Here is a 20,258-nt window from a genome sequence, read left to right on the forward strand (position 1 = left end):
GCAGGCAACATTTCATTAACCTTCAACGCTAAGCGGCAGATCTGTCAAGGGAATTTCCGCATATGGGGAATCCCGACTGCTGATTTCAGTAAGACATTGTGGAACACCACCAGGCACAACCAACCAAACCTTTATATTTCAACAGCTTAAATTATTGGCACGCTTCTGGCTCTACCCTGATTGACCTACAACTCGATGATAAGGAAACCACAATGAAAAATTTAGCTATGGCCATGGGCCTGACTGTCGCCACCGCATTAAGCATGGGATCTGCTGCAGCCGTTGATGTTCGCACCCTGCATATTCAATCGCTGGCTGATGAGCAAAGCGGTGGGACTACCAGGGTGAAGGTTAGTCATGAAGGAATTGAGGTGGACGAGAAGTTTACCGAAGAGGAGCTGAAAGACAGGGACCTGCTTGAAAATCGTCTGGCGGCACTGCCTGAAGATAAGCGCAATAAAATCATTGATATGCTCCAAAGAGCCAGCGACGGCAATTTAATGTTTAACTTCGATTTTGACCCCGAACTCCACAAAGAGATGATTTTCCTCACTGATGAATTTCACCGTGAACATGCCGACAAGCTGCGCGACATGGATGTGCTGACTGAAGAGATGGAAGCCAGAACAGAAGAGATGGAGCTCAGGGCCAAAGAGCTGGAAGAAAAAGCCCGTGAAATGGCAGGTAAAATTGAGCAACACGTGGAATTTGTTACTGCCGGGGTCGACGATGGCTTCATTATAGAAATGAATCAGGATGATGATGGCAAAGTAATGATTATCAAAGAGATTGAAACGCCTTCCATGTCCAATCACATTGTCAGAATGCTTGAAAGCAGCAAACTGACCGATGAGGAAAAACAGGCGATACAGGACGCTCTGGACAAAGCGGACGAAAAGTGACGGCCAGGTAAAGTTCTTCCTGTCAGCAGTGTAAAGGCTTGTCGGTTCGGGTAAGGAACGCCCTGCCGACAGCATCCACCACAATATTCAGGGCCGCCACAGCCAGTAAGAGTATCAGGGCATTGCCATACCTGAGTTCTGAAAACGCGCTGTCGACATAAAAGCCCAGTGTTGCCACACCAATAATGCCAAGGATGGCGCTCTCTCTGAGTATCACTTCAAACCTATAAAACAATAGTGCCATGGCATTGGGATAAATCGCTGGCAGCACTCTGAAATACCAGTCATCCATTGCCCTGATCTGAGTCACCTCAGCAGGCAAGGTATCGGCCTGACGGGATGAAAGAAATACCAACAGGGCTGCATTGTGCAGAGCCAGCGCCAAAATTCCGGGCAGCATTGACGGCCCAAACAGAAGCACAAAAATAAATGCCAACAGATATTCAGGCGTCGATCTCAGCGCCAGAGACATTCCGCGACCAACAAACCAAAGTCGCCAAAAACGGCGACATGCCAAAGGCATTGCCAGTAGAGAAAGCAAATGTGTCAGCACCAAAGCCGCCAACGCGAGCAGCAAAGTTGCCATTAACCCGGGCCAAATCTGCTCGTTAAACAGGGGCAACAGCCAGGCTTGCAGCGCAATCAACACCCCTTCTCCCCCGCTGGCGTTAACTACCGCCGAAGGCAGCAGATCTGAGATAAAACCGGCGAGCAATGTCAGACTGTCCAGTTGCGGGGCCTGGGGCAACCAGATCAACGCCAGTAACAGCATCAGCGGAATAAGCATGCGGCGGCACCAGTATTTCAAGGTCCCAATCAGCAGAATAAACAACAGCAATAAGGCGCCACCAAGATGATAGTGCCCCTGGGAATAAGCAGACTCAAGATAGAAACCCAGAGTAGGCAGACCAATAAATCCCAGCACGGCACTGCTTCTGAGAGCACACTCAAATCGGTACCGGATATAACTTTCCATTTGCGGCCACACATTGGCCATCTGGCCATAAACGTAGCGGCTGAGCCTGTCACCTGGGATAGACTGCTCCAGTGATGAGGGTGTCAGCCTTAACATGTCATGAAAAACCCGGGCAAAGGTCACGGCAAAAGGCAGGGTTATTGCCAAAATCCCGGTTAATGGAGATAAGCCAAAAACCTGCATCAACAACAGCGCCCAGAAGAGCTCATGTATGGCCCGAACAAAAGCACACACAGCCGCAACCAAGGGGTGATGGTAAATCAGCGCCAGAGGTAAACCGATAAGCAGAGAAAGGGCTACACCCAGCAGCGCAAAAGCCACTGTCTGCCAAATCGCAGTCAGCAGATACTCCATTTTGCCAAGCTCGGGTGTCAACAACCCCGCAGCCATCAACTTCAGTTCGTGCCAGGGATCGATGACAAGCACGGCAATATCCGCCAGCCACCAGGCAAGCATGCCAATCAGATAGAGCCACATTGCCTGCTTTTGCCAAAAGCCGGGGCGCCATCCGGCGGGTTTGACTGTCTCAGCCATCAAAGCACTCTAACTTGTTTTCCTGCTTATACAGCCTCGCCAACACAGATTCATTCACCTCAGCAGCCGGCAGATCAAACAGAACCCTTCCCTGAGCTATCCCCACTACCCGGTCAAACGCCTCACGGGCCAGGTTGGCGTCATGCATCACCACGACTTGCGTTGAAAATGATGCTTTGAGCGTCGCCAATAGGCGACGACTCATCTCACCGTCCAGAGCTGAGAAAGGTTCATCGGCCAGCAGAACAGGCGCCTTTTGATAAAGGGCTCTGCCGATGGCGACACGCTGACGCTGGCCGCCGGAAAGTTGGGTTACCGGTTTATGGAGCGGAAGGTCCAGCTCCAATTCCTGACACAGCAGACTGATTGCGGAACCTTGTTTGGGGAATGGCCAAACCAGATTAAGCAGGTTGTAAAGCCATAAATGGCGGTCCAGCGCGCCCATATAGATGTTATGAAACACACTCAGGTTATCTACCAGCGCTTTGGATTGAACACACAGTGCGGTGCTGCTTTTGGGCAGGCTTTGATAGATGTGGTGCAGCAGAGTGGTTTTACCACCACCGGAAGGCCCAAGGATAGCCAGCTTCTCTCCCTGTCTGAGCTTAAGGTTAACGCCTGTCACTACAGGCGTATCACCATAACTCAGCTTAAGATCAACCAGCTCAAGCATTAATCCAGCAGGCCTATGCTCTGGGCCAGCTCTTCGATGGGCAGGTAGTCCTGATTGACTGCAGGGACAAATGATTTACGCGGGAAACTGGCCAGCAGCTCAGGGTCATTCATATCCAACAGGGTTTGAGTCAGCCTGGTTTTAAAACCCTCACCATAAACATCATTAACGCCCGCCCTGACTGTCCACTGATAATCCGGGTAGGAAGGGGTTTCCCACACAATCTCCACCTTGTTGGTATCGACTTTGCCTTTGGCTACTGCGGTTTCCCATACCTTATAGTTCACCGCCCCGACCTGATAAACACCAGACTGCACCAAAGCGATAGTGCGACTGTGATCACCGGAAAAACCTATACGACTGAATATCTCTTTCGGCCTTTTACCCAGATTACGCTCGATATAAAACTGCGGCATCAGGCGACCTGAAGTTGAGTCTTTGGAGCCAAAGGTGAAAGTTAGCCCACTCATACCGGGGAAACCCGTGGTTGGCGTGAGTCCTGCACTTTTGTGGGCGATAAAGTAGCTTTTAAAGAACTGATCTTCGAAACCCTGAGCAATCGCGTCGGAACCCGGCACCAAACGTCTGGCCTGCACGCCCGACAATCCCCCGAACCAGGCGAGTTGCACCTGATTATTACGAAACGCGGTGACAGCTGCAGAGTAGGATTTCACCGGGAGATACTTAACCTCTACCCCGAGTTCTTTTTCCAGATAACGTGCCACCTTTTCAAAACGCAGTTTCAGCTGTGTTTCGTCCTCATCCGGAATGGCAGTAAAGGTAAACACCTCTCCCCGGGCGATTGAAGCAAAAGCAATCAAAGCTATAAAAAGACAGTGTTTAAACAGTTTCATCACATGTTAGCCGTATAATTTTTTACGCAACTTTAACCACCACGCCATCAAACTCAAGCAATTTTTTCTCAACTTGGCTGTTTATTCTCGATTCAGCCCGGGTTCAGCCCTTGTACATTAAGCTAACAACTTGTTTTTACAGCGTCTTGTTCAAGATGTAAGATGACGGCTAACTAGAAGGCGTGGAGTATGACAATGAGAATCCTGGTAGTAGAAGACGATCCTATTTTGTCTCATCATCTGAAGGTGCAGCTCAGTGAATTGGGCAATCAGGTTCAGGTTGCGCCAACAGCCACAGAAGGCCTGTATCAGGCATCCGATTACCCCATAGATGTCGCCATTGTCGATCTTGGCCTGCCTGATGGCGACGGCGTGCAGCTAATTCAACAGATGCGGGCTCAGGGAGTTAAAGCGCCTGTGCTGGTATTGACCGCCAGGGTTAACTGGCAGGATAAGGTGACCGCCCTTAACGCCGGTGCCGACGATTATCTGGTTAAGCCTTTTCAGAAAGAGGAGCTGGTCGCCAGACTCGATGCCCTGGTACGCAGAAGCTCCGGCTTTGTCCGCCCTGTCATCATCAGTGGCGCGATAAAGTTGGATCTGGCAGCCAAACAGGTGTTCTGGCAAGAAGATGAACTGGAAGTCACCGCCTTTGAGTATCAGATCCTGGAATACCTGATGCGCCATCATGGCGAAGTAGTGGCCAAGCAGCGTCTGCTGGATGTCCTGTATGGCGACAAAGAAGGTGATCCCAACACCATTGAGGTGATGATAAGCCGCCTGCGTAAGAAGCTGACCCGGGATGATATTGAATGCCCTATCGTCACCATACGCGGACAGGGCTACCGATTTACTCAAACTGTTGAGTAAACTCCTGCCATTTAAGCGACAGCCACTATGCCATTGAAAATGAAAAAGCGCCTGATGGCGCGCATGTTCTTCACCTCTTTAACCATCATAGCTTTGGTTGGCCTTGGCCTGGCTGTCCTTATCAATGTGCTCCATGAGCAGAATGCCTATAACGAAGAGACAGCCGAGCTTATCGCCGAGATCCCCTCAGTGGCAGCAGAACTCAGGGAGAGTAAACAACTCCCCCCCAATGTGGATTGGCTGGAGCGAAACCGGTTACCCAAACGCTATGTGATGGCGGCCTGTGGGCCTGACTTCTCCCAACTTTGGACGTCAGCCAAAGCCACAGAATTAAAGCTTTTTGATGCCTGCGAGAAGTTTGACGAAATACGGAGTGACTCTCCCCCCTACTTTATCGAACCGGCCGGTGGCAAGGGCTACTACGCCTATCTATTGGCTGTTGAGCTGGGTGGTAAGAAATACAGTCTGCTGGTGATGAAAGATGCCGCCAAGATCCAGCAGGAGAACCGGGAGTTCAGTGAACGCACCTATTGGCGACTGGCGCTGGTTATGGGGGCTGCTTTTATCCTGCTGGCCAGCGCTGGCTATTGGGGGCTTAGACCTCTGGTCACCATGCGCAATGAACTGCTGGCCATTAATCAGGGCAAATCCAGCGAACTGTCAGCGGACTACCCTACCGAACTGGAGGGAGTCAGTGCAGCCCTGAACCAGCTGCTCAGGCAGGCAAGCGATCAGCAGCAACGGGTTGAACATTCCATGAATGATCTGGCCCACAGCCTTAAAACACGGTTGGCAGCTGTGCATGCGATTACCGACGATAAAAGCCTATCCCGTGAAGAAGCTAATGACAGGATTATGGCGCAAATTGGCCAGATGGATCAGTTGGTGAAGTATCAGTTGAAGCGAGCCACCATGGGCCGCAAAGGTCTCAAGCAGGAGGCGGTTCTGCTCACGCCTATGCTGTCTCAAATCACAATGATGCTGGACAAGGTCTACCGTGAGAAGCAGGTAAAGCTGACCAGCTGTGTGAGCGAGGATGTGATGTTTCCCGGTGGTCAGGAGGATTTGATGGAGCTGCTGGGCAACCTGATGGAAAACGCCTATCGTCTTTGTATCAGTGAAGTCAGAGTCAGCGCAGTCAGCCGTGATGGTCAGTTTGAACTCGTGGTCGAAGATGATGGCCCCGGCATTGAAGAGAGCCTGAGAGATAAGGTACTGCAGCGAGGTGTCAGGGCTGACAGTCGCTCACCGGGCCAGGGCATTGGGTTGGCGGTGTGTGATGAGATTGTCTCCAGCTACCAGGGCACCCTGACCATTGAAAATTCAGTACTGGAAGGCGCCCTGTTCAGAGTCAGACTACCGGTATAACCCACTATTTTCCTGGCTGACCATATAACTGCTCAGCCCGGTTAAACATAATCCAGGAGGTGGCAATATACTTGTCACCGCTCAGGGGCTTGTTACCTCTGTGGGAGTGGGTAAATGCCGCAGGGGCAATCACCATGGTGCCTTTGGTAGGACGTACTTTACGGCCCTGATAAAAAAACTCTGTCTCGCCGCCCTCTTCCACATCGTTGAGATAGAACATATAGAGCACCACTCTGTGCAGAGCTTCGTTATGGCCTGCCTGGGGAAACTGCTCTGAGTGCCAGTGAGGGTAACCGCCCTTTGCCTGCTCATACTTCTGAATATTAATGGTGCCACTGCGATACAGGTAGCGGATTAGCGCCTCAGTTCTGGGTCGTCCCAACTGCTCAAAGTTCTCCGGCGTAAGGGTTACCGGCTTTCCCGCTTCATCCGCGACCTGAACCGCCACAGCTCCCATCATGGCCAGCGGATATTTATTGAAATAGTCTACTGATGTGGCAAGGGTGTATTGCAGCAGCTCATTTCGAACACCATCCAGCTCACGGTGCGCATCCAACATCAGATCCATACTGAGCTTCTTTTCCGGATCGACGCCGTGACCCGTATGTCCCGGCGTCACCCCCTGATGCTTGTCAAAGGTCTCAATCAAGCGATCACAAAATTCATCCGGCAGCGCGTTGGGGTAAACTTCAATAAAATCCATGGTGTTACCTGTTTGTTATAGTCCCTGTCTGGCTCCACTATAATGAGACAACCCCACAGCTGCAATCTCAGGTCAGTACCCAAAGCCAAAAACTGACGCTCACAACGGCCAGCGTGCTTGACAGTACCACAGCACCGGCGATCTCTTTCTCATGCTGTTTGACCTGGACCGCTATCAAATAAGCATTCACTCCCAATGGACTGGCGGCCAACAGCACGGTGACAGCCCGCTCAAGCGAACTCAGCTCAAGGCTACTGCCAAGCCAGTAGACCATAGCGGGCAACAGCATCAACTTAACCATCGACAAAGATACAACCGACGTCATGGCACCGGACAATCGATATTGATTCAGATTGGCGCCGAGCACAAACAGGGCACAGGGAATAGCAGGCTTGGCAAGCATCTCGAGGGCTGCGTCCAGCGTCACAGGTAAGCTCAGTCCCAACACATTCCCAAGTAAGCCCAACCCTATGCTGGACACCACAGGGTTAAACACCAGGCTTTTAATCAGCTCCAGCGGCTTACCAAAGCCACTTATCACAAAAGTCAGCCCAAACAGCACAGCGCTGTGAAACGGAATAATCAGGAACACATTGGCCATCTGCGCCTCGCCGTACGCGGCGATAATCACAGGCAAACCTACGAGCAGTGTGTTGGAATAACTGCCCCCCAACCCCAGCACTGCACTTTGTTTAACGCCCCTTGTGCCAATCAGCGCAGCAACCGCAAGAGTCACCAGAAACACGCTGACCACAGGCAGATAAAACGCCATCAACACAGCGGGATTGAGGCTGGACTCAAGCGGCACCTTGAGCATGGCTGAAAATAACAGCGCAGGAATACAGATGTAAAAGGCCAGTACACTGACGCCTTTGACCATCTCAGCAGAAAACCAGCGACTGCGGGACGCGCCATATCCGCAGGCAGCCACCAGCAGTAAGGGAAGAATTATCTCGACTATCGACATAGGTCTAAAAATCCCACAAAAAAGGCGCTCATCACAGAGCGCCTTTCTCTATTCCGGTTGGATTACCAACCAGTCTTCTCTCGCAGTGCGCGACCAATGTCAGCCAAAGAGCGAACAGTGGTTACACCGGCAGCTTCCAGCGCCGCAAACTTCTCGTCTGCAGTACCTTTACCACCGGCAATGATGGCACCGGCGTGGCCCATACGCTTACCGGCTGGCGCAGTAACACCCGCGATATAAGATACCACTGGCTTGGTTACGTTAGCCTTGATGTACTCGGCTGCTTCTTCTTCAGCAGTACCACCGATTTCACCAATCATTACGATAGCTTCAGTCAGTGGGTCGTTCTGGAACATTTCCAGTACATCGATAAAGTTGGTACCTGGAATTGGGTCACCACCAATACCGACACAGGTAGACTGACCGAAACCTTCGTCAGTGGTCTGCTTAACCGCTTCATAGGTCAGAGTACCAGAGCGGGAGACAATGCCCACTTTACCTGGCTTGTGAATGTGACCTGGCATAATGCCAATCTTACATTCACCTGGAGTGATAACACCCGGACAGTTAGGGCCAATCATGCGAACGCCGGTTTCTTCCAGCTTAACCTTCACGTCCAGCATATCCAGCGTTGGAATACCTTCGGTGATACATACGATCAGCTCAATACCACCGTCGATAGCTTCGAAGATGGCATCTTTACAGAAAGGTGCAGGCACATAGATAACAGTGGCAGTTGCACCAGTCGCTGCAACAGCTTCTTTTACTGTGTTGAATACAGGCAGGTCCAGATGAGTCTGGCCACCTTTACCCGGAGAAACGCCACCAACCATTTGAGTACCGTAGGCGATCGCCTGCTCAGAATGGAAAGTACCCTGTCCGCCGGTGAATCCCTGACAAATGACTTTGGTATCTTTGTTAATTAATACAGACATTATTTGCCCTCCGCAGCTTTTACAACTTGCTCGGCCGCGTCAGTCAGACTGGTTGCCGCAATGATATCAAGACCTGAACCCGCCAATACTTCACGACCCAGCTCAGCGTTGGTACCTTCCAGACGAACAACCACTGGAACGTTAACACCAACTTCTTTCACTGCACCGATAATGCCTTCAGCAATCATGTCACAACGCACGATACCACCGAAGATGTTAACCAAAACCGCCTTCACATTGTCATCAGACAGAATGATCTTAAACGCTTCAGCAACACGCTCTTTAGTTGCACCACCACCTACGTCAAGGAAGTTGGCTGGCTTGCCACCATGCAAGTTAACAATGTCCATGGTACCCATGGCCAGACCCGCACCGTTCACCATACAACCAACGTTACCGTCCAGCGCAACATAGTTCAGTTCGAACTTGGCTGCATGGGCTTCGCGTGGGTCATCCTGAGAAGGGTCGTGCATTTCTTTGATTTTAGGCTGACGGAACAGAGCGTTACCATCAACACCAATTTTGCCGTCCAGACAGTGCAGGTTACCTTCGTCGGTAATCACCAGAGGGTTAATCTCCAGCAGTGCAAAGTCATAGGCGTTAAACATGTTCGCCAGACCCATGAAGATCTTGGTGAACTGCTTCATTTGAACTGGATTCAGGCCCAGTTTGAAGCCAAGGTCGCGAGCCTGGTATGGCTGAGGGCCTACCAGTGGATCGATAATGGCTTTGTGGATCAGCTCAGGTGTCTCTTCAGCCACCTTTTCAATCTCTACACCGCCTTCGGTGGAAGCCATAAATACAACGCGGCGAGTACCACGGTCAACGACCGCACCCAGGTACAGCTCATTGGCAATGTCCGTGCAGCTTTCTACCAGGATCTTGGCAACAGGCTGACCATTCTCATCTGTCTGATAAGTCACCAGGTTCTTGCCCAACCAATGCTCGGCAAATGCTCTGATCTCTTCCTTGTCGCCAGTCACTTTCACACCACCAGCCTTACCACGGCCACCGGCATGAACCTGACACTTAACAACCCACATATTTCCGCCAATCCGGCCCGCTGCTTCTACCGCTTCTTGAGGGGTATCACAGGCGAAACCTTCTGACACAGGTAATCCATATTCGGCAAACAGGGCTTTTGCCTGATACTCATGCAAATTCATGATGATCTATCCATATACTACTTTGTCAGTTCCAACTGGCCCTGGGGACCAATCACGAGGGTTGGCCCGCCGCTTACGGCAGGCCTTGTCGGCTTGCTTAGAGGTCAAGCAGCAGACGGGTTGGGTCTTCCAGGAATTCCTTAATGGTTACCAGGAAGCCCACAGACTCACGACCATCGATAATGCGGTGGTCGTAGGAAAGTGCCAGGTACATCATAGGCAGAATTTCTACCTGGCCATTTACTGCCATAGGACGGTCCTTGATGGCGTGCATGCCAAGGATCGCACTCTGGGGCAAATTCAAAATTGGGGTGGACATCAGCGAGCCAAATACGCCGCCGTTGGTCACTGTGAAGTTACCGCCAGTCATATCATCAACAGTCAGCTTACCGTCACGGCCTTTAATCGCCAGTTCACGGACTGCTTTCTCGATTTCAGCCAGGGTCATGGTATCGGTATCACGCAGAACCGGAGTCACCAGGCCACGTGGAGTCGATACAGCGATGCTCACATCGAAGTAGTTGTGATAAACCAGATCGTCGCCGTCGATTGACGCGTTAACTTCAGGGAAGCGCTTCAGTGCTTCGGTCACAGCCTTCACGTAGAAAGACATAAAGCCCAGACGGATACCGTGCTTCTTCTCGAACTCTTCCTGATACTGCTTACGGATGTTCATAATCGGCTTCATGTTCACCTCATTAAAGGTGGTGAGCATGGCAGTCGAGTTCTTGGCTTCCAGCAGGCGGTTAGCGATGGTCTTACGCAGACGCGTCATAGGCACACGCTTCTGACTGCGCTCACCCAGAGGTGCAACCGCTGGAGCTGCTGCAGGTGCAGCACCTTTGTTCTTCACAAAGCTTTCTACATCTTCTTTGGTGATGCGACCGCCTACACCTGTACCCTTGATCTGGCTGGCGTCAACCCCGTGCTCGGCAATCAGACGACGTACAGATGGGCTCAGAGCATCATTGCTTTCATCGCTTGCAGCTTCTTCAGCAGCTGGCGCCGGTGCGGCAGCCTGAGCTTCGGCTTTGGTCACTTCCTGACCGGCAACGGCACCTGGCGCAAAGGCAGCAATCACTTGCTCCGCCAGTACTGTGTCACCTTCCTGGGCCAGGAATTCTGTGATTTGGCCATCTTCAGGGGCAACCACTTCCAGAACCACTTTGTCAGTTTCAATATCAACCAGGTTTTGATCACGGGAAACCTGCTCGCCGGGCTGTACATGCCAGGTTGCGATGGTGGCATCGGCAACAGATTCTGGCAGGACGGGTACCTTAATTTCGATACTCATGGATCAATATCCTTTTTATAAATGTCTATTACTTTAGATTCAGTGCGTCATTGACGAGCTGCTGCTGTTGCATATTGTGCAGCTCAGGGTAACCACAGGCCGGGGCGGCAGAGGCTTCACGCCCTGCATAGGTCAAAGTTGCGCCCTTGGGAATGGCTGTCCAGAAATGGTGCTGACTACAGTACCAGGCGCCCTGATTCTGAGGCTCCTCCTGACACCAGACGAACTCCTTCACGTGCTGGTATTTCTCCAGCTCGGCGTCCATTTCTGCATGTGGGAATGGATATAACTGCTCCACCCTGACAATGGCGATATTATTCAGACCTTCCTTGCGGCGACGTTCCAGCAGTTCGAAATAAACCTTACCGCTACAGAACACCACACGATCCACTTTGCTCGGATCTTGCTCATCAATCTCGCCAATCACATTCTGGAAGGTACCGTTTGCCAGTTCTTCCATGCTTGATACCGCCAGCGGGTGACGCAGCAGAGATTTTGGTGACATCACAATCAGTGGACGACGCATAGGACGCACCACCTGACGACGCAGCATGTGGTATACCTGCGCCGGAGTCGACGGCACACACACCTGCATATTGTGGTCGGCACACAGCTGCAGGAAGCGCTCGAGACGGGCACTGGAGTGCTCTGGTCCCTGACCTTCATAACCGTGTGGCAGCAGCATGGTCAGGCCACACAAACGGCCCCACTTCTGCTCGCCTGATGAAACAAACTGATCGATAACAACCTGAGCACAGTTTACAAAGTCACCGAACTGAGCTTCCCAGATAGTCAGACCACCTGGCTCTGCAGTGGCATAACCGTACTCAAACGCCAGCACGGAAGCTTCAGACAACACAGAGTCAGTAATGTCGATTGGCCCCTGCTCATCCGCCACATTACGCAGAGGCAAATAGGTAGTGCCATCATTCTGGTTATGCAGCACAGCGTGACGATGGAAGAAGGTACCACGGCCGGAATCCTGACCTGTGATACGAACCCGCTTTTTATCTTCCAGAATAGTGGCGTAAGCCAGTGTCTCGGCAAAACCCCAGTCCAACAGCTTTTCGCCGCTTGCCATGGCAGAACGGTCTTTGTACAACTTGGCGACGCGGGACTGCAACTTGTGGCTTTCAGGCACGTCGGTCAGACGGCTGGCCAGACTCTGCAGGCGCTCCATCGGTAACGTAGGCTCATAAGCGACATCCCAGTCATGACCGATAAAGGGAGACCAGTCCACTGAGTGCAGCGTCATTGGACGCCACTCTTTAACCACGCACTCGCCCTGGTCCAGAGCTTCACGATAGTCATTAATCATGCCGGTAACGTCATCTGCGCCCAGGGAGCCTTCAGCGATCAACTGATCCGCATACAGCTTGCGCGGGGTTGGGTGCTTTTTGATCTTGGCATACATCAACGGCTGGGTTGCGCTTGGCTCATCAGCTTCGTTGTGACCATGACGACGGTAACAAACCAGATCAATCACTACGTCACGACGGAAAGTATTGCGATAGTCCACAGCCAGACGTGAAACAAAGGCAACCGCTTCAGGGTCGTCTGCATTCACGTGGAAAATAGGCGCCTGTACCATCTTGGCAATATCGGTACAGTATTCAGTAGAGCGAACATCCTGATGCAATGAAGTGGTAAAGCCCACCTGATTGTTCACCACGATGCGGATGCTGCCACCAATTTTAAAGCCACGGGTCTGAGACATGTTGAATGTCTCCTGCACAATACCCTGACCGGTAATGGCGCTGTCACCATGGATAGTAATTGGCATCACCTGCAGGCCAGAATCACACTTGCGGCGATCCTGACGGGCACGCACAGAGCCCATCACTACTGGGTTTACAATCTCCAGGTGAGATGGGTTAAAGGCCAGTGCCAGGTGCAGGTTACCGCCGGGTGTTTCGAAGTCGGATGAGAAGCCCTGATGATACTTCACATCACCTGAGCCCAATTCCGCTTTGTGCTTACCGGCAAATTCATCAAACAGTTCGCCCGGACGCTTACCCAGTACGTTAACCAGGAGGTTCAGACGGCCACGGTGAGCCATACCGATAACAATTTCTTTAGTGCCGGCTTCACCAGCCTGATACAGGATTTCCCGCATCATAGGCACAAGTGCATCACCACCTTCCAGCGAGAAACGCTTGGCACCGGGGAACTTGGCACCCAGGTACTTTTCCATACCTTCAGCGGCGTTCAGACCTTCAAGAATGCGGGTCTTCTCTTCTTTGGAAAGTTGGGCTTTGCCCATGGTCGGTTCGAGACGTTGCTGGATCCAACGCTTCTCTTCCGTATCAGTGATGTGCATGTACTCGGCGCCGATGGAGCCGCAGTAGGTAGCCTTCAGAGCGTTAATCAGCTCGGAAAGCTTCATGGTCTCGCCGCCGTGAGCGAATGAACCCGTGTTAAATTCACGGTCCATATCGTCGGCGTCAAGGCCGTGGAATGCTGGATTCAGTTCTTTGACAGGTTCACGCTTCCACAGGCCCAAGGGGTCAAGGTTAGCGTTCTGGTGACCACGGAAACGGTGTGCGTTGATCATCTGCAGCACCTTAACCTGTTTGGCATCCAATTCTGGATCCGATACCCGGCTTGCGCCGCCTCGGCGAGTATCCAGTGCCAAACTACGGAAGTAGTCGCGAACTTTGGAATGTGCGGCTTCCGGGGCATCTACAGCTGACCCGTTAACCACTGGGAGATTATCGAATACCGCCCGCCAGTCGTCAGTGACCGATGAGGGATCGTCCTGATAGGCCTCATACATCTCTTCGACATAGGTCGAATTAGCACCACTCAGGTGAGATGAATCGAGCCAGGCTTTCATAGTGCCTTGGTGCATTGCTATTCCTTTCAAACTTGATACACGTGCTTAGCTTTTTGGCCCAGCGTAATACTATATTCTGCCGCCCCGGATTCCCGTCCAATGGCGCGTGTCATCCCTGACACAAAAGAGTCACTTTCCCATAATGAGGAAAGTGACTCTCAATGAGCTACCTGATTATAGGTTGTTGCTCAGTATCTTGCATCTATACCGCCCGGTTTAACAGCATTGATCTGATATGACCAATCGCTTTGGTAGGATTCAGTCCCTTTGGACATACATCCACACAGTTCATGATGCTGTGGCAACGGAATACACTGTAGGCGTCGTCCAGATCAGCAAGACGCTCATCAGTCGCAGTATCACGGCTGTCGATCAGGAAGCGATACGCGTGCAGCAAACCACTTGGGCCCACGAACTTGTCCGGGTTCCACCAGAAGGATGGACAGGCGGTAGAACAGCAGGCACACATGATGCATTCATACAGACCATCAAGATGCGCACGCTCTTCAGGGCTTTGCAGGTGCTCACGGGCAGGCTTCTTCTCATCGTTAATCAGGTACGGCTTGATACGCTCGTACTGCTGGTAGAACTGAGACAGGTCCACTACCAGGTCACGCACTACCGGCATACCGGGCAGTGGGCGAATCACCACCTTCTTACCTTTGAAGGTAGAGATAGGCGTGATACAAGCCAGACCGTTCTTACCGTTCATGTTCATGCCATCAGAGCCACAAACCCCTTCACGACAAGAGCGACGGAAAACCAGGCTGGTATCCTGCTCTTTCAGCAGTAGCAGAGCATCCAGCACCATCATGTCGACGCCTTCGTCCACTTCCAGGGTGTAGTCCTGCATACGTGGCTTGGTATCCACATCCGGGTTGTAACGATAGATAGAAAATTCAAGTTTCATCGTTTCATCCCCTCCTTAGTAGGTGCGCTTCTTGGGTGGGAAGGCTTCGCGGGTCTTGGGTGACATATTCACTGCGCGGCGATCCATCTCTTCGCTGACTGGGTCAAACAAAGAGTGGCACAGCCAGTTGTCATCATCACGCTCAGGGAAGTCTTCACGGGAGTGAGCACCACGACTTTCAGTACGGAAGTTAGCCGCATAAGCAGTAGCAATCGCCGTTGCCATCAGGTTGTCCAGCTCCAGACACTCAATACGCTGAGTGTTGAATTCACGGGAGTTGTCAGACAGCTTGGCGTTGTTCAGACGCTCACGGATCTTCTGCAGCTCCTGCAGACCTTCCTTCATGGCACCGCCGCTGCGGAATACAGAGAAGTTCAACTGCATGCACATCTGCAGGTCTTTACGGATAACCGCCGGGTCTTCACCGTCTTTGTTGCTTTCCCAACGCTTAAGGCGCTCAAGAGATTTTTCAACTTCTTCAGTGGAAGCCGCTTTCGGGTCTGGCGTCTCATCAAGTGCCTTACCCAGGTGCTGACCGGCCGCACGACCGAATACCACCAAATCCAGCAGAGAGTTACCGCCAAGACGGTTGGCGCCGTGTACAGACACACAGGCAATCTCGCCCACTGCAAACAGGCCAACGACATCAGATTCACTGCCGTCATTATTCTTGCGAACAACCTGACCGCTGACTTTGGCAGGCAGACCACCCATCATATAGTGACAGGTTGGGATAACCGGAATTGGGCCATCGGCCGGGTCAATGTGAGCAAAGGTACGGGACAGCTCACATACGCCTGGCAGACGTGCTTCCAGGGTTTCTTTACCCAGATGGTCCAGCTTCAGCTTGATGTGTGGACCCATAGGACCATCACAGCCGCGACCTTCACGAATTTCAGTCATCATTGAGCGAGCAACCACGTCACGACCCGCCAAATCTTTGGCATTCGGTGCATAACGCTCCATAAAGCGCTCGCCATCTTTATTCAGCAGATAACCACCCTCACCACGGCAACCTTCAGTTACCAGTACACCGGCGCCTGCAATACCTGTTGGGTGGAACTGCCACATTTCCATGTCCTGCAGCTGCACACCGGCACGGGCCGCCATACCAACACCGTCACCGGTATTGATGTGAGCATTGGTGGTCGAAGCGTAGATACGACCTGCACCGCCTGTGGCCAGTACAGTCGCTTTCGCTTTGAAGTAAACAATTTCACCGGTTTCGATATCGATAGCAGTACAGCCTACCATGGCACCGTCTTCGTTCTTTACCAGATCCAGGGCGTACCACTCAGAGAACACCTGGGTTTTGTTTTTAACGTTTTGCTGGTACAGACAGTGCAGCAGTGCGTGGCCGGTACGGTCAGCGGCAGCAGCGGTACGGGCCGCCTGCTCACCACCAAAGTTCTTGGACTGACCACCGAATGGACGCTGATAGATAGTGCCATTATCAAAACGGGAGAATGGCAGGCCCATGTTTTCCAGCTCGATGATGGCCTCAGGGCCGGTCTGGCACATGTACTCAATGGCGTCCTGGTCACCGATAAAGTCGGAACCTTTTACCGTGTCATACATGTGGTATTCCCAGTTGTCTTCGTGGGCATTGCCCAGTGCAACTGTGATACCACCCTGTGCAGACACAGTGTGAGAACGGGTTGGGAATACTTTAGACAGGAGCGCACAGCTCTTGCCTTCCTTGGAGATTTGCAGTGCAGCGCGCATACCCGCACCACCTGCGCCGATTACCACGGCATCAAATTCGCGAACTGGAATACTCACTTAAACACCCCACACGATAATCAAGCCTGCAGCCAGGTAAGAAAGGGCTGCTACAACAAAGGCGAATTGCAATACGCCGCGCAGTGCAATGTTCTTTACGTAATCGGTGAGCACTTGCCAGATACCGATCCAGGCGTGGATCAGCAAGGCAACCAAAGCTACCAGGGTGTAAATCTTCATCGGCAGCGAGGCAAACAGACCACTCCAGACTTCATAAGTCAGCGGAGAGCTCAGTGCAATAAAAGCAACCAGAAAGATGGCGTAGGAAGCCAGCACCACGGCACTGGCACGTATCAGAATAAAATCATGGACGCCGCTGCGACCAAAGCTTGCTGCATTCGTTACCATACCCAGATCCCCACGATAACTGAGAACACAATCGCCAGAACCATAGCGGCTTTGGCACTTGCTGCACCCGATTCCAGTTCTTCCCAACGACCAGTGTCCATCACGATATGACGGAGGCCCGCCAGAATGTGATAGCCCAGTGCGGTGAGAATACCCCAGACGATGAACTTCACCAGTAGAGTATCAAACAGCGCCTGCACCTCGGCGAATCCCTGAGGGGATGACAAGGATGTGTTAAGCAACCAGATAAGGATGCCTACAGCAAACAACATGATGACACCGGAGATACGGTGAAGAATGGATGCGATTGCAGTCGCAGGGAAACGAATAGTCTGCAGATCTAAATGGACAGGTCTTTGCTTTTTCACGTTCTGCTCACTCAGCTCCATTGAGCACTATTTTTGTTATTTGAATCGTTAGTAAAACTACTTTCCATGACGAACGTCACGAACACTGGCTTTAGATACGATGTTTTTAAACAAACGGTTTACCAATCGGAATATCATCGCCTTCGCTTGTAAAAAAAATGATATTCAGATAAGTGCGTTTGCAACCCTAGATGGGCGCTCAAAGTATACAAGTGCTAAATGTCAAATACAAACATCACATTATCGAAATATTGTTTTTTTTGAGGCATTAACCCGATAAGTCTAGACTGGGTATAGTAATCCTCAAGCTTTCAGACCAAGGTCTAATCAATTTAAACGCTTATTTAAATTGAAATGTGATCTGTGTTGCCTGTAAAGTATGGCTGGTTTGATATGCCGCACTCACATAAGAATGAAGTAAGGAGAACGGGGTATGGCTGATTTGAAAGCCAAATTGGAATTGCCTGAAAATGGCTCAATTGAACTACCGGTAAAACAAGGGACCGCTGGACACGATGTCATTGATATCAGCAAGTTAGGAAGCTCAGGTTACTTCACTTTTGACCCAGGCTTTTTGGCGACAGCATCCTGTGAATCAGCAATTACCTACATTGACGGCGACAAAGGTGTACTGTTACACCGAGGTTACCCGATTGACCAACTGGCTGAAGAGTCCAACTATCTGGACCTTTGTTATTTGCTGTTTTACGGCGAACTGCCTAATAAAGAGCAATATGCCCAGTTTGTCGAAACGGTAAAGACCCACACCATGGTCCACGAGCAGTTGGCATTTTTCTTCCGTGGCTTCCGTCGTGACGCTCACCCAATGGCCATGCTTTGTGGCGTAACGGGAGCACTGTCTGCTTTCTACCAGGATTCGCTGGATGTAAATGATCCCAAGCACCGCCGTATTGCTGCTTTCCGTCTGGTATCCAAGATGCCGACCATTGCGGCCATGTGCTACAAGTACTCTCAGGGTCAACCCTTTATCTATCCGCGTAACGAGCTCAGCTATGCAGGTAACTTCCTGCAGATGATGTTTGCTGTGCCGTGCGAAGACTACAAGGTTAACCCAATCGTTGAACGTGCTATGGACCGCATCTTTGTATTGCACGCGGACCATGAGCAGAACGCATCAACGTCTACTGTTCGTCTGGCCGGCTCTTCCGGCGCCAACCCATTTGCCTGTATCGCAGCAGGTATTGCGTCCCTGTGGGGACCTGCACATGGTGGTGCTAATGAAGCCTGTCTGAACATGCTGGAAGAGATTGGTACTGTTGATCGCATTCCTGAGTTTATCGAACGCGCCAAAGACAAGGATGATCCTTTCCGTCTGATGGGCTTCGGTCACAGGGTTTACAAGAACTTCGACCCACGCGCCAAAGTGATGCGTGAAACCTGTCATGAAGTTCTGGAAGAGCTGAAAATTGATGATCCTCTGCTGGATGTTGCTATGGAGCTTGAGCGTATCGCGCTGAACGATGAGTACTTCATCTCCAAGAAGCTGTATCCAAACGTAGATTTCTACTCTGGCATCATCATGAAGGCCATTGGTATCCCAACCAGTATGTTTACCGTAATCTTTGCCCTGGCACGTACCTCGGGCTGGATTGCACACTGGAAAGAGATGCTGGATCAGCCTGGTCACAAGATCAGTCGTCCACGTCAGCTCTACACAGGTAAAGACTCCCGTAACTTTGTTGAACTGAAAGACAGAGATTAATCCGGGGTTAAACCTTAACGAAAAGCGCCTTCGGGCGCTTTTTTATTGTCTTTTCTCAGGCTAACCATCACCAATACAAACAGTTACATTTATTACATTTAAGAAACATGGCAATTTGGTAACTTCGGATAAATTTAATTCTAATAGCCGGATACCAGCATGCTCAGCATAAAAAACCTCAATAAAACCTATGATAACGGTGTAAAAGCGCTAAACGACGTCAATCTTGAGATCCCCACCGGGCTGTTTGGCCTGCTCGGCCCCAACGGCGCAGGTAAGTCCAGCTTGATGCGCACCATCGCCACGCTTCAATCCGCTGATAGCGGCAGCATCACCTTCGACGGCATTGATGTATTTGCCGATCCCATGGCCATTCGTAAAACTCTCGGTTACCTGCCACAGGATTTCAACGTCTACCCGCGGGTTACCGCTATCGACTTACTTGACCATCTGGCAGTACTCAAGGGCATAAACAACACCAAAGAGCGTAAAGAGATTGTCGAGGGGTTGCTGGCACACACCAACCTCTATCAACACAGATTAAAGTCTGTCAGCGGCTACTCAGGTGGTATGCGCCAAAGGTTCGGTATTGCCCAGGCACTGTTGGGGGACCCCAAGCTGCTTATTGTTGATGAGCCCACTGCGGGTCTGGACCCGGAAGAACGCAACCGTTTTCACAATCTGCTGGTCAGCCTGGGGGAAGAGCGAGTGGTAATCCTGTCAACTCATATTGTGGATGACGTTGCCGAACTGTGCCCAAATATGGCGGTATTGGCATCCGGCAGCATCTTGCTCCAGGGCAACCCACAACAACTGGTGAGCCAGCTTGAAGGCAAAATCTGGCAACGTACCGTGTCCCAGCAGGATGCGGCAGAACTTGAGAATCAGTTGCCGGTTATCTCAAAACGCCTGTTTGCCGGTCGCACTGTGTTGAATGTGATGGCCGATACCTGCCCGGATCAATTTGAAGCTACCGATGCCGGACTTGAGGATCTTTACTTCTCGACGCTACACAATCATCGTCAACAAGTGGCATAAGGAGCGGCATC

Annotated in this window: 18 protein-coding genes; 5 read left to right on the forward strand and 13 right to left on the reverse strand. The window is 51.4% G+C overall.

Annotation, left to right across the window (positions count from 1 at the left end; translation table 11 throughout):
* The first annotated feature begins 212 nt into the window (after positions 1-212).
* The gene (locus ACFOE0_RS10040; protein WP_248935743.1) at positions 213-902 is read left to right on the forward strand and encodes a hypothetical protein; all 690 of its coding nucleotides are present in this window, start codon (positions 213-215) and stop codon (positions 900-902) included.
* A gap of 22 nt (positions 903-924) precedes the next feature.
* On the opposite strand, the gene ACFOE0_RS10045 is transcribed toward ACFOE0_RS10040, so the two are convergent.
* The 3 genes from ACFOE0_RS10045 to ACFOE0_RS10055 are packed head-to-tail and all read right to left on the reverse strand — an operon-like array spanning position 925 to position 3,939.
* Complete coding sequence (locus ACFOE0_RS10045) at positions 925-2,412, reverse strand: ABC transporter permease subunit (protein WP_248935744.1); 1,488 nt, start codon at positions 2,410-2,412, stop codon at positions 925-927.
* Positions 2,405-3,085: an ATP-binding cassette domain-containing protein gene (locus ACFOE0_RS10050; RefSeq protein ID WP_248935745.1), complete on the reverse strand. Its 681-nt coding sequence runs from the start codon at positions 3,083-3,085 to the stop codon at positions 2,405-2,407. The genes ACFOE0_RS10045 and ACFOE0_RS10050 overlap by 8 nt, the downstream gene beginning before the upstream one ends.
* The gene (locus tag ACFOE0_RS10055; protein ID WP_248935746.1) at positions 3,085-3,939 is read right to left on the reverse strand and encodes a putative selenate ABC transporter substrate-binding protein; all 855 of its coding nucleotides are present in this window, start codon (positions 3,937-3,939) and stop codon (positions 3,085-3,087) included. Before ACFOE0_RS10055 ends, ACFOE0_RS10050 begins: the two co-directional genes overlap by 1 nt.
* Positions 3,940-4,134: 195 nt before the next feature.
* On the opposite strand from ACFOE0_RS10055, the gene ACFOE0_RS10060 reads away from it, so the two are divergent.
* Positions 4,135-4,809, forward strand: coding sequence for a response regulator (locus ACFOE0_RS10060; RefSeq protein ID WP_248935969.1), 675 nt, complete (start codon positions 4,135-4,137; stop codon positions 4,807-4,809).
* 27 nt (positions 4,810-4,836) lie between these two features.
* Positions 4,837-6,177, forward strand: a complete 1,341-nt coding sequence (locus tag ACFOE0_RS10065; protein ID WP_248935747.1) for an ATP-binding protein — start codon at positions 4,837-4,839, stop codon at positions 6,175-6,177.
* A 4-nt stretch (positions 6,178-6,181) separates the two neighbouring features.
* Here the strand turns inward: ACFOE0_RS10065 and ACFOE0_RS10070 are convergent, their stop codons facing one another.
* The 10 genes from ACFOE0_RS10070 to sdhC form a co-directional block, all read right to left on the reverse strand.
* Positions 6,182-6,880 (reverse strand): 2OG-Fe(II) oxygenase, encoded by a 699-nt coding sequence (locus tag ACFOE0_RS10070; RefSeq protein WP_248935748.1) that lies wholly within the window; start codon positions 6,878-6,880, stop codon positions 6,182-6,184.
* 67 nt (positions 6,881-6,947) lie between these two features.
* The gene (locus tag ACFOE0_RS10075) at positions 6,948-7,847 is read right to left on the reverse strand and encodes an AEC family transporter (RefSeq protein WP_248935749.1); all 900 of its coding nucleotides are present in this window, start codon (positions 7,845-7,847) and stop codon (positions 6,948-6,950) included.
* A gap of 62 nt (positions 7,848-7,909) precedes the next feature.
* Positions 7,910-8,782 (reverse strand): succinate--CoA ligase subunit alpha, encoded by an 873-nt coding sequence (gene sucD, locus ACFOE0_RS10080; protein ID WP_115138536.1) that lies wholly within the window; start codon positions 8,780-8,782, stop codon positions 7,910-7,912.
* Complete coding sequence (sucC, locus tag ACFOE0_RS10085; protein ID WP_248935750.1) at positions 8,782-9,948, reverse strand: ADP-forming succinate--CoA ligase subunit beta; 1,167 nt, start codon at positions 9,946-9,948, stop codon at positions 8,782-8,784. Before sucC ends, sucD begins: the two co-directional genes overlap by 1 nt.
* Positions 9,949-10,045: 97 nt before the next feature.
* Positions 10,046-11,242, reverse strand: a complete 1,197-nt coding sequence (gene odhB, locus ACFOE0_RS10090; protein ID WP_115138538.1) for a 2-oxoglutarate dehydrogenase complex dihydrolipoyllysine-residue succinyltransferase — start codon at positions 11,240-11,242, stop codon at positions 10,046-10,048.
* Positions 11,243-11,270: 28 nt separating this feature from the next.
* Positions 11,271-14,093 carry a 2-oxoglutarate dehydrogenase E1 component gene (gene sucA / locus ACFOE0_RS10095; protein WP_248935751.1) on the reverse strand — a complete coding sequence of 941 codons (2,823 nt, stop codon included), beginning with the start codon at positions 14,091-14,093 and terminating at the stop codon, positions 11,271-11,273.
* A 187-nt stretch (positions 14,094-14,280) separates the two neighbouring features.
* Complete coding sequence (locus ACFOE0_RS10100) at positions 14,281-14,988, reverse strand: succinate dehydrogenase iron-sulfur subunit (RefSeq protein WP_248935752.1); 708 nt, start codon at positions 14,986-14,988, stop codon at positions 14,281-14,283.
* 15 nt (positions 14,989-15,003) lie between these two features.
* Complete coding sequence (sdhA, locus tag ACFOE0_RS10105) at positions 15,004-16,770, reverse strand: succinate dehydrogenase flavoprotein subunit (protein ID WP_248935753.1); 1,767 nt, start codon at positions 16,768-16,770, stop codon at positions 15,004-15,006.
* Positions 16,771-17,118, reverse strand: coding sequence for a succinate dehydrogenase, hydrophobic membrane anchor protein (gene sdhD, locus ACFOE0_RS10110; protein ID WP_115138542.1), 348 nt, complete (start codon positions 17,116-17,118; stop codon positions 16,771-16,773). It abuts the gene before it with no gap.
* Positions 17,112-17,507: a succinate dehydrogenase cytochrome b556 subunit gene (sdhC, locus tag ACFOE0_RS10115; protein ID WP_248935754.1), complete on the reverse strand. Its 396-nt coding sequence runs from the start codon at positions 17,505-17,507 to the stop codon at positions 17,112-17,114. Before sdhC ends, sdhD begins: the two co-directional genes overlap by 7 nt.
* Positions 17,508-17,919: 412 nt before the next feature.
* Here sdhC and ACFOE0_RS10120 point away from each other — a divergent pair, with 412 nt between their 5' ends.
* Complete coding sequence (locus ACFOE0_RS10120) at positions 17,920-19,209, forward strand: citrate synthase (RefSeq protein WP_115138544.1); 1,290 nt, start codon at positions 17,920-17,922, stop codon at positions 19,207-19,209.
* A gap of 159 nt (positions 19,210-19,368) precedes the next feature.
* Complete coding sequence (locus tag ACFOE0_RS10125; protein ID WP_248935755.1) at positions 19,369-20,247, forward strand: ABC transporter ATP-binding protein; 879 nt, start codon at positions 19,369-19,371, stop codon at positions 20,245-20,247.
* Positions 20,248-20,258 lie beyond the last annotated feature (11 nt).

The organism is Shewanella submarina (assembly GCF_042646185.1).
GTDB lineage: Bacteria > Pseudomonadota > Gammaproteobacteria > Enterobacterales > Shewanellaceae > Shewanella > Shewanella corallii.